Annotated in this window: 14 protein-coding genes; 11 read left to right on the forward strand and 3 right to left on the reverse strand. The window is 55.6% G+C overall.

The genetic code is table 11. The features are described 5' to 3' along the window. The first annotated feature begins 114 nt into the window (after positions 1-114). The 7 genes from OFAG_RS05510 to OFAG_RS05550 all read left to right on the forward strand — a co-directional run bounded on the left by OFAG_RS05510 (position 115) and on the right by OFAG_RS05550 (position 3,709). Complete coding sequence (locus OFAG_RS05510; RefSeq protein WP_005877394.1) at positions 115-507, forward strand: hypothetical protein; 393 nt, start codon at positions 115-117, stop codon at positions 505-507. A gap of 312 nt (positions 508-819) precedes the next feature. Then, positions 820-1,020: a LuxR C-terminal-related transcriptional regulator gene (locus OFAG_RS05520; protein WP_005877393.1), complete on the forward strand. Its 201-nt coding sequence runs from the start codon at positions 820-822 to the stop codon at positions 1,018-1,020. A 28-nt stretch (positions 1,021-1,048) separates the two neighbouring features. Continuing rightward, entirely contained in the window at positions 1,049-1,234 is a 186-nt protein-coding gene (locus OFAG_RS05525; RefSeq protein WP_040719666.1) for a response regulator transcription factor, read from the forward strand. Positions 1,235-1,452: 218 nt separating this feature from the next. Continuing rightward, complete coding sequence (locus OFAG_RS05535) at positions 1,453-1,713, forward strand: hypothetical protein (protein WP_005877391.1); 261 nt, start codon at positions 1,453-1,455, stop codon at positions 1,711-1,713. After that, the gene (locus OFAG_RS05540) at positions 1,706-2,221 is read left to right on the forward strand and encodes a DUF2589 domain-containing protein (protein ID WP_005877389.1); all 516 of its coding nucleotides are present in this window, start codon (positions 1,706-1,708) and stop codon (positions 2,219-2,221) included. Before OFAG_RS05535 ends, OFAG_RS05540 begins: the two co-directional genes overlap by 8 nt. A gap of 25 nt (positions 2,222-2,246) precedes the next feature. After that, positions 2,247-2,819 (forward strand): DUF2589 domain-containing protein, encoded by a 573-nt coding sequence (locus OFAG_RS05545; protein WP_005877387.1) that lies wholly within the window; start codon positions 2,247-2,249, stop codon positions 2,817-2,819. 62 nt (positions 2,820-2,881) lie between these two features. Then, entirely contained in the window at positions 2,882-3,709 is an 828-nt protein-coding gene (locus OFAG_RS05550) for a hypothetical protein (RefSeq protein WP_020994908.1), read from the forward strand. A gap of 180 nt (positions 3,710-3,889) precedes the next feature. Here OFAG_RS05550 and OFAG_RS05560 read toward each other — a convergent pair whose 3' ends face one another. Together OFAG_RS05560 and OFAG_RS05565 are read right to left on the reverse strand one after the other, a co-directional pair. Then, a complete protein-coding gene (locus OFAG_RS05560; RefSeq protein ID WP_005877383.1) occupies positions 3,890-4,690 on the reverse strand; it encodes a radical SAM protein in 801 nt (266 codons plus the stop codon). Positions 4,691-4,811: 121 nt separating this feature from the next. Continuing rightward, positions 4,812-5,483 (reverse strand): transglutaminase-like domain-containing protein, encoded by a 672-nt coding sequence (locus OFAG_RS05565; protein ID WP_005877382.1) that lies wholly within the window; start codon positions 5,481-5,483, stop codon positions 4,812-4,814. Positions 5,484-5,853: 370 nt separating this feature from the next. Between OFAG_RS05565 and OFAG_RS05570 the strand changes: the two genes are divergently transcribed. The 4 genes from OFAG_RS05570 (at position 5,854) to gltA (ending at position 9,132) form a co-directional block, all read left to right on the forward strand. Then, positions 5,854-6,633, forward strand: a complete 780-nt coding sequence (locus OFAG_RS05570; protein ID WP_020994909.1) for a helix-turn-helix domain-containing protein — start codon at positions 5,854-5,856, stop codon at positions 6,631-6,633. Between the two features lie 170 nt (positions 6,634-6,803). Continuing rightward, complete coding sequence (locus OFAG_RS05575) at positions 6,804-7,601, forward strand: Cof-type HAD-IIB family hydrolase (protein ID WP_005877380.1); 798 nt, start codon at positions 6,804-6,806, stop codon at positions 7,599-7,601. 12 nt (positions 7,602-7,613) lie between these two features. Continuing rightward, the gene (locus tag OFAG_RS05580) at positions 7,614-7,802 is read left to right on the forward strand and encodes a hypothetical protein (protein WP_020994910.1); all 189 of its coding nucleotides are present in this window, start codon (positions 7,614-7,616) and stop codon (positions 7,800-7,802) included. Positions 7,803-7,821: 19 nt separating this feature from the next. Continuing rightward, complete coding sequence (gltA, locus tag OFAG_RS05585) at positions 7,822-9,132, forward strand: citrate synthase (protein ID WP_005877379.1); 1,311 nt, start codon at positions 7,822-7,824, stop codon at positions 9,130-9,132. A gap of 253 nt (positions 9,133-9,385) precedes the next feature. Here the strand turns inward: gltA and OFAG_RS05595 are convergent. Continuing rightward, on the reverse strand, positions 9,386-9,789 hold a 404-nt coding region (locus tag OFAG_RS05595), incomplete at its 5' end, for a tetratricopeptide repeat protein (protein WP_040719675.1).

The raw sequence follows: 9,789 nt of genomic DNA on the forward strand, positions 1-9,789 counted from the left end.
CGATGAAGTTGTCTCACCTTTGCATCAGATCAAGAAAAAGGGAAGGGCCTGGTATAGCCTTGGAAAATGAAGGATATGTGCGGACTGTCGCATTGACGCGGAAAAGGGTGAGACATGATGAGTGAGCGTTTGGACAATCGGGCGGCGGTATTTCCGGAATCGCCGGATGACAGGGCTTTGCGGGCTGGACTGTGTGCCGCCTATCTTCAGGCGTTGCGGGAACTGGCCGTTGTCCATTCGGACGAGGTGTCCCAAACAGTGAGGTTTGTCGCCAGCCATGCCCTTGCCGATGAAAAGGGGCGCGCCGCAGGAAAACCGGTCGTTGTTGACGTGCCGCTGGGTTCACTGGTCGCTTTTCCTGCCGTTCCGGCCGGGAACGGGAATACGCCTGTGAAGAAAAGAAAGCGCGTTGTGAATGAAAAAGGATATGCCGGAAAGACAGGGTTGTCGCGCTGGAGAACGGTTCCCCGCTTTGCCGGATGCGATTTGCAGCCAGACCTGATGTGATCCCGTAATCCTGGCTCCGGCCGGCTTCGGGCAGGCGTCAAGCCTGTTTTTCGATGCGGCCGGCGTCTTTTCCTTTCCTTCCCCCTGTTCCGGGCAGAGAGGTTTTGTCCGGAGCGTGTTTCCGTTTTTTCATAAACCGGGTTTTTGTCCGTTCAGGACGCCCGGGGTTTTTGTTGTTTGCCGAATACCTTGCAGCAGGATTTTCTCCCTCTTTCCCGAATTTATCAGTACATGTTAACCGCACCTTGCATAATGGATGTGTCCGGTTTTTTTGTCCGGACATTCCGTTAACCGACTCTTGCAGGGACTATCATGTACACGCTCCAGTTGCTGACGCCGCGTGAAAAGGAAATTCTCGACCTTTCTGTCACGGGATTGGACTGCAAACAGATCGCATTTCAACTGGGTATCAGTGTCAATACCGTCAAAAAGCATCGTTCCCGCCTGATCGGGAAAACCGGTGTTTCCAGTGTTGTCGAACTGGCCAGTCGAATGACTGGCGAAAAAAAATAAACCGTTTTCTTCCGTGTCTCTGGATGGGTTGACCCAAAGACAAAAGGAAGTCGCCCTCTTGATCGCTTCCGGCCGAACCTGCAAGGAAATTGCGCGCGCGCTCGGCATTCATTTCCAGACTGTCATGAAGCACAGGGAGAATCTTTACCGCCGTCTCGGGATACGGTCAGCCCTGTCGCTGGCGCTTTTGATCCGGGAAGCGGGCAAAGACTGATCCGGCCGCTGGATGGACCGGGACGCATGGCGATACGGGAATGGACGGGCCGGCCGTTTTCCGGGCAGGCCTGTCCGTTCGCGCGTTCCGGGCAAGGGAATTATCGAAAAACCGGTTTTAAAGACCGTGCCGTTCCGGTTTGTCAATACGTTATCGGTGCCATTTTCTTCAGGCCGGAAAACCGGAAAATGGTTTCTGAAGGGAAATGGTGAGGAAAAATGAAGGAGGCGACGATGGACGAATGGACGAAACTGACGAAAGAGAGGATTTTTATTTCCGATCTGGGGGAAAACCGGATGGCTGAAATCGGCGGCACGGTGACGGTTCTCGGGCGGTATGCCGTCTGGGCGCCTGCGCCCGATGGCCATCACCACCGTGTGGTCGAGGTCGGCGGCAATTGCGCCGAACTGATGGAAAAGTATGGCGTTCCACAGGAGCGGGTATTGAGATTGCTGACAGCGGAGGCCTGTCATGGCTGAAATCAATTTGTCCGACCTGTTTTCGGCGATCAGCCTGGCGATGACGGATGCGCAGGAAGCGGTGACCCGTTCGACGCTTGACCGGTACTGGAATTATTTCCGGCAGACGGGCAATTTGCGCGGAAAGGAAGCGTCCGGCAATGCATTGCCGGAAGACGCGCTGGTTCCGTTGATGCGCAAGGTGGTTATTCCGCGGCCGGGCGAAAAAGGCGTGCTGAAGGAAATGGACGTGCCGCTGGTGACGCTGGTGCCTCACAACACGTTCAGCCTCGATCAGGTGAAGCTGAAGATGCGGGTTTCGGCGTCGGTCGATGAAGCGTCAGGCGGCGCGATGAAAGTGTCCTTGATGCCTTTGCCGCGACGAAAGGAAAACGACGCCGTGTCCGATGGAGAAAACGCGGCAGGCAGCTTTGAAGAGCCGGGTCAGGAAATCGAGCTGGTCTTCAGGCGGGAAGCGCCTCCCGAAGGCATTTCCCGGATTACAACCGAAGCGGTCAAGCTTCTTTAAGGAAAGAAAGGAAGGAAGGTGCATTATGCCGGGAGATATAGGAGACAAATTCGCGGGTTTGCCATTGGGGCTCCTGGTCTGTACGCCGATTATCGAGGTGGCAAAGGGACAGTCCGAGCTGTGCCGGGTCTATCTGGATTACGTTTACAGGCTGGCGTTTATCGATGGCGATCCCACGAAAGGGACCAAAACGCTGACGTTCAATCTGACGCGGCCGGTTACTGACGGCAGCGGCAATATTTCGCAGCAGCAGGTTCAGGTCGTCGCGCCGCTGATTTCGCTGGTACCGGTGCCGGCGTTCACGATGGACGAGGCGACCGTCCGGTTCACGATGGAGGTCAAGGAGCAGGTCGTGGACAAGACGCATGTGGGAACGGAAAGCAAGGTCGAGTCGGGCATGTCGTTCTGGGGATTTCATGCCCAGATTTCAGGCAGCGTCACGACTTCGGCCGACCACACGCGTTCGACGGATCAGTCGGCCAAGTATGAAATCTATGCGCGTGCCGCGCAGCAGGCTCCGGCTGAAGGGATGGCGAAGCTCTCCACTGTTTTCGCGTCGGTGATCGAACCGATCGCGGTCGGTGGCGGCGGAAGCTGATGTTCCGTATCCGGCAGTGCATGCTGCCGGATACCTGAGAAGATTTGCTTTCAGGAGGCAGGATGAACCATTTGACCAGAGAACCTGTGGCGGTCAGGGATCATACGGCTTTTTGCAGGCGCCCGGGCGTTCGCAAAAAGGATCTGGGTGAAACAACGAGGCCGACAGGTGCGCAGATGACCCGTTTCCGTATCGATGCCGGAGCGTACCGTGTCAGGGGCAGGCGGGGCAAAAGCCTGTATTTGCCGGAAATAAAGGTAGAGGAAGCATGTTCTTCAGGCCACAACGAATCGTTTTATTTGCCCAAAGGCTGGTATTCGAGCGGACAGATGTGCATTGGCGGATTTTTCGGCGACTTCATGCCGGTGCCGGGAGAAAGGGAAATCCGGTATTACATCAGCCGTGAAATTTCCGAACAGGGCCGGCAGGCTGAACGGGAGCATTGCGAGGATATTGTCCATGCTTATGAAATCACCCTGCTGGCAGCCGAACAGGTGATTCGTTGCGCAAAAACGTTTTTCGAGCGAAGAAGAATTCCCGTGACGTTCGAGGCGGCTATGAGGCAGGTTTACGAAAAACTGGTGCGGGAAGCGCCTCATGAAAAGATCCGCCGGATTTTCAGGGAGTGCATCAATCCGAAAACGGGAGAAGTCCGGTCATTGTTCGGAACAAGGATGAGGGAGCTTTATCTGGCGACGGCAGACAGGACATTGAAGCGCGACGAAGAGCAGTGGCATACTTTCCGTTATGATGAGACGGAATACAGGCCCCGCTGGTATGAATTCGGGTACAAGACCGACCGTTACGATTACCGGATGATGAAACAGCCGCTGAAACGGGAATCGGGTATGCCTTCTCCTTCCACGGCGTCGCTGATTACGCTGGATTAGGGACAAAAGGAAAGGGGAAAGATGCGATCGCGCAAAACCGGCTTTTCTGTCCGGTCGCAGGAGGCGGCCCTGTTTTGCCGCTGAAGCCGGGTAAACGAAAGGAAACGGTTGTCCGGCCGGATCCGGAAAGACTTCTGTCGGCGATACATGGCTGAAATGGCAGAGGCGGGGGCTATCGTTTCATCCATGAAACAGATTCCGGTAAGCGAGGGCGTTTTTCCGGCAATAATCGTCGATTTCGCCAGCCAGACCATCCCAGTAAGTTTTGTCGCCTTCCCGGTAAATGGCCCGGTACAAGGGGATGAGTCCGGGATAGTGCCGGCCGATGGCGCGGGCGACCCTGTTTCGCGCCATGTTGTCGAGGTTCAGGTTTTCGAACCAGTATTCGTCCGTGAATGTCCGGGATGCTTCGACGATTTCCGCAAAACGGGTAATGCCGGGAAAGATGGGCGACATGAAGAGTACCGTCCGGATTCCGGCTTCGTTTAATTGCCGTATGGCGGACAGCCGTCTTTTTGCGTCGGGCGCCCGCGGTTCGAAGCGGCGGCGGAAAACGTCGTCGAGTGAATTGATGGAAACGGCGACCTGAATGTCGGCCTGTTTCCCGATCAGGTCGATGTCCCGCAATACCAGATCGGATTTGGTGATCAGGGTGATATGGGCCGCGCAAGCCTGCAATTGTTCGAGGACGTTTCGCGTGACGCGGTAGCGCTTCTCGAAAGCATTGTACGGATCGGTCACGGAACTGATGACGATGCGTTTTCCCGCAAGCCGTTTGACGGGAAGAGTGGTTCCGGTCTCTTTGACGTCTAAAAAGTCGCCCCAGTCTTCCGTATGGTCGGTGAACCGTTTCATGAATTCGGCATAACAGTACAGGCACTTGTGCGGGCAGCCGATATACGGGTTGATCACGAAATCGGTTCCCGGCAGCTTCGATGGAGAGACGAGGCTTTTGACCGGGACGGTTTTCCGGATAATCATGCGGGAGAGGGACGGGAGACCGGAGTGGACACGTAAAAAACGTCCGGCCTGTCGGGCAGCTGGCGGCGCCGGCTGCCTGTCCGGTTTTGCCGGTTCGTTCGGGAAACGGATGCCATATCAGCTAGAACCAGAACCAGCTGCGCGTTTCCTCATGGGCGCGTGTGTCGGGCCGGATGTCTTCCGCTTCGACTTCCAGAATGTCAGGGTCTTCCAGCATGTGATCAGGCAGTTTTTCCAGCAGTTCCTCCATGTTTTTGGCCGCTTCCAGCGCGTTCATGCTGGCCCGGTGGGGCCGGGCGAAGATGCCGGGCCAGAAAAATTCCTGGTATCGGGGACGGTTCGGAAACGCCAGCGCCGGTTCATGCAGCGAGAAACGGACGTCGATGCGGTCGTTGTTGCCGCGGGCGTCGAGCTTGATCCAGCGGTGGCCGATGTGGACGGCATTGAAGCAGTGGACGACATAGCCGGCGGAATCGTCGTCATCGTTTTTCGTCACATGCTGGTAACACATGCCGGTCGGGATTTTCTGGGAACGCAGGAGAGCGGCAAGGAGGTTGGCCTTGGCGTGGCAGATGCCTGTCTTGTGTTTCAGGACTTCGGAAGCCCTGGCCGTTACGACGGGGGCGTTGACGTCGATGGAATGCGTGATCCGGTCACGCACGAATTCGAAAGCGATGCGCACTTTTTCCAGTTCGCTGTTGACGCCCTTAAAGAGGGCTTTGGCCTGGTCGCGGACAATCGGTGTCGAAAAATCGATATGGGGGGTTTCCTGCAAAAAAATATCGACGCTCATTTTCGGTTACTCGTTTGATTGATCAATAAAGGGTTGCTGGCCCGATAAAAAAGACCATTTTACCCCTATCGGGCCATTGTTTCATTTTCAGGGGCCGATTCTGGAGAAATATGGGGACGGACAGAAAAAATTCAAGAAACCGGGAGGTCTGTCGTTTTCCGGCCAGGCGACAGTCAGGGGAAAAGAAGCCTGGCTGTCCCGATTCGCCAGGGTGTGGGAAAAGTGAACCAAAACAGCTGTTTGCGGTAATATACTCCCTGTAAATGGAGGGATAGGCGCTTGTTCCGGAAACGCATGGCGCGAATGGACGGCCCGAGAGCCTCCCTTTGGGCTGTGCCGTTTCGGCAAGCCGGACTGTTTTGGAGGGGGCATGTCTTCCTGTTTCTTGTTGCATGGCCAGCGTTTTTCCCTTTTGACGTTTACGACGCCGGCAGGCATTGCGCAACCCGGTCACGCCCAGAACGAAAGCTGGTTTGTGTATCTTGAAAAAGGGTTTCTCGCCGTGGAAGACGAACGGGGGTACTGGACGGTTCTGCCCGGCCGGATCGGCTGGATGCCTCCCCACTTCCATTATGAAATCCGTGCGTACGGCCATGTTGCCGGAATCTGCGCGTCATTGACGCCGCTCCTTTGCGCCGGATTGCCGGAAATCCCGTCCGCACTGGCTATTTCCAGCCTTGTCGCGCCGATTCTTGAACGGGCCGTCACCTGGCAACCGGATGGGGTCGGCGGGGTTTTCCAGCCGCTTCCGGCACGGCAGGAAAGATTGTTGCAAGTCTTGCTGGACGAATTGCGGTACAGTTCGCAGGGACAGGCGCGCCTGCTGTTGCCGAAAGATAAAAGACTGAATTATCTGGCGCGGGAAATCCTGAAAAACCCCGGGGAACGGCGGACTGTCGAGGAATGGGCCGAACGCATGAGGATCAGTTCGCGCAGCATCAGCCGGCATTTTTCGCGCGAGACGAATATGACGTTTGCGCAGTGGCGGCAAAACGCCAGTCTGATTGTGGCGATGAAACGGCTGGCCGAAGGGGAAAGCGTCCGGGAAGCCGCCCGGTCTGTCGGGTATGAAAACGTCAGCGCTTTCATCACTTCGTTTAAAAAAGCGTTCGGACAGACGCCTGCCCAGTTCCGCCAGCAGTTCGACTGAGGCCTGACCGGATGGTTTCCTGCCCTGCCTGCCGGACTTTCCCGTGCGCTTTCCCGAAAGGGAGCGGCCGGCAATACACGGTTTGCCAACGTTGGCGTTTCCGGTCGCCGGAAAATGGCAGAGGGCGCATATAATGACGGTTTTGGACACGAACGGGCAGGAAAGGCAAGATGAACGACAGACCGGGTTCGGCAATCAGGGCCGTTTTTTTCGACATTGATGGAACGCTGATCAGTTTCAGGAACCATGCCATGCCGGAATCGACGCAAAAGGCCTTGCACGCCTTGCGCAAAAAAGACATACGGGTTTATGTGGCGACCGGGCGTTCCAAAATGATGATGCCGTTCATGGACCGGTATTTTTCGTTTGACGCCTATCTGACCCTGAACGGCCAGTACTGTTATGGGAAAACCGGCGTGATCCGCAAGGAAACGATCGACTCCGGCGAAATTGTCCGCTTAAAGGAACTGATCAGGCAACGGCCTTTTCCTTGCCTCTTTGTCGAAGAGCACGGCATGTTCCTGAATTATGCCGATGAAACGGTCGGCGAGCTTTGCCGGCTGATCGACCATCCGGTGCCGCCGGTTGCCGGGCTGGACAGGGTCAGGGAAAACGAAATTCTCCAGTTTGTGCCTTTTCTGAAAGACGGCGAGGAAGGGTTTTTGAAAGCGGCCCTGAAAAAGGTGGAAATGACGCGTTCGGTACCTTACTGTTTCGATGTCCTTCCGGCCGGAGGCGGCAAGGACAGGGGCATGGAAGCGGTCTTGCGCCGGGAAGGGATCGCGCCGGAGGAAACGATGGCTTTCGGCGACGGATTCAACGATATCGGCATGCTGTCCTATGCCGGTATCGGCGTTGCCATGGGTAATGCGCACGATGCGGTCAGGGAAAAAGCCGATTTCGTGACGCGCTCCGTCGATGAGGATGGCGTGCTTCATGCCTTGCGCCATTTCGGGGTGCTGGACTGACGGAAAAACGGAATGGCCTGTACGGGTTTCCGTGTTGAAAGGGGAGGTGACCGCCTGAAAGGCAAACGCGACGGTAAAAACGGCATGGTTTGGGATTTCGCGTTTTTTGTGTTAAAAAGAGCGAATATGCCGAGGAAAGCATTTATAATGCTTTTCTTTTTTATTTATGGATTTACAGGGGGCTTTGGCATTCTGTTTTGATTGAACTGGTGGAAATTGGATGAAAATGAACGATTCTGTAACGAAAGCGAAATTGTCGTTTGAAGATGGCACACCCGCCGTCGAATTACCGGTATACAAGGGCACGATGGGCCCGGACTGTATCGATATCCGGACGCTTTACAATACGACCGGAAAGCTTTCTTATGACCCCGGTTTTCTGGCAACGGCATCCTGCAGCTCGGCCATCTCGTATATCGACGGAGACAAGGGAGAACTGCTTTACCGCGGTTATCCGATCGAGCAGCTGGCCAAGGAATGCAACTTCATGGAAACCTGCTACCTGCTGTTGAAAGGCGAATTGCCGAACAAGGAGCAGTATGACGAATATGTCAGGAACGTCGCCAATTATTCGATGGTGCACGAACAGATGCAGTTTTTCTTCCGCGGCTTCCGCCGCGATTCCCACCCGATGTCGCTTCTGGTGGCGACCGTCGGGGCCCTGTCCTCGTTCTACCACGATTCGCTGGACATTTCCGATCCGGAGCACCGTGAACTGTCCGCGTTGAGGCTGCTGGCGAAAATGCCGACGCTGGTGGCGATGTCTTATAAATACAATGCCGGGCAGCCGTTTGTCTATCCCCGCAAGGATCTGTACTACACGGCGAATTTCATGCGCATGATGTTCGCGACGCCGGCGGAAGACTACAAGGTCAATGACGTTCTGGTGCGTGCGCTGGATCGCATCCTGATTTTGCATGCCGACCACGAACAGAACGCTTCGACTTCCACTGTCCGTCTGGCCGGTTCGTCCGGCGCCAATCCGTTCGCGTGCATTTCCGCCGGCATCGCCTGCCTGTGGGGGCCGGCTCACGGCGGCGCGAACGAGGCGTCGCTGGCCATGATCAAGAAAATCGGATCGGTGGACAAGGTGGCCGGTTTTGTGAAAGCCGTAAAAGACGGTACAGCCGGAACGCGCCTGATGGGATTTGGCCATCGCGTGTACAAGAATTTCGATCCGCGCGCGACCTTAATGCGCGAAACCTGTCATGAAGTGCTGGAAGAACTGGGCCTGAAAGACGATCCGCTCTTCAAGATCGCGCTCGAAATCGAACGCGTCGCGCTGGAAGACGACTATTTCCTGTCGCGCAAACTGTATCCGAACGTCGATTTCTATTCCGGCATCGTCCAGTCCGCGCTTGGCATCCCGTCGTCGCTCTTTACCGGCATTTTCGCGCTGGCCAGAACGGTCGGCTGGATCGCGCAGTGGAAGGAAATGATTTCCGATCCCGAGCAGCGCATCGGCCGTCCGCGCCAGCTTTATGTCGGTGAAACGCGCCGTGACGTGGTGCCGATGAGCAAAAGAGGGTGAACCGGTTCTTCCGTTTGGACATGAAAAAAACCGCGTCTTTGACGCGGTTTTTGTTTGAGCGGGGCTGTTTCATTGAAGAACCCGTTTTCGGGAAAGGGCGATTTCAGGCTGTTTCGGGAAACCGGACTGGATGCGATGGCAGCAGGCACGAAGACGAGCTTTCCGCCGGCCTGTCGAACAGACAGATGAGGTGTTTAGGCAAGGGATTTTAAAAACCGGGATCGCTCCCGGTTTGTGCATGAAAAAGAGAGACTCAGTTCCGTTCCCCTTCTTCCGTCTTTTTCGCCATGGCGTTCCAGCGTTCGGCTTCCTCAGGGTCTTTTTTGACGCCCAGACGGCCGGTTTCATAAATGTATCCCAGCTCTTTCATCGCATCAATGTTGCCGTTTTCGGCCGCTTTTTTGTACCAGAAGAGGGCTTTTTCATTGTCCTGTGTGATGCCTTTACCAAGCGCATAAGCCATTCCCAGTAAACCTTGCGCCTCGGATTCTCCTTTTTGAGCCCCCAGAATATAGTACTGCACGGCCCGGTTCGGGTCTTTTCTGACGCCGTCACCTCTGCCATACAGGATGCCGATATTGACATACGCCTGATTGTCACCATGTTCGGCCGCTCGTCTGAACCATTTCATGGCTTCCTTGTAGTCTTTTTTTATGC

It is taken from the genome of Oxalobacter paraformigenes, assembly GCF_000158475.2.
GTDB classification, from domain to species: Bacteria; Pseudomonadota; Gammaproteobacteria; order Burkholderiales; family Burkholderiaceae_D; genus Oxalobacter; species Oxalobacter paraformigenes.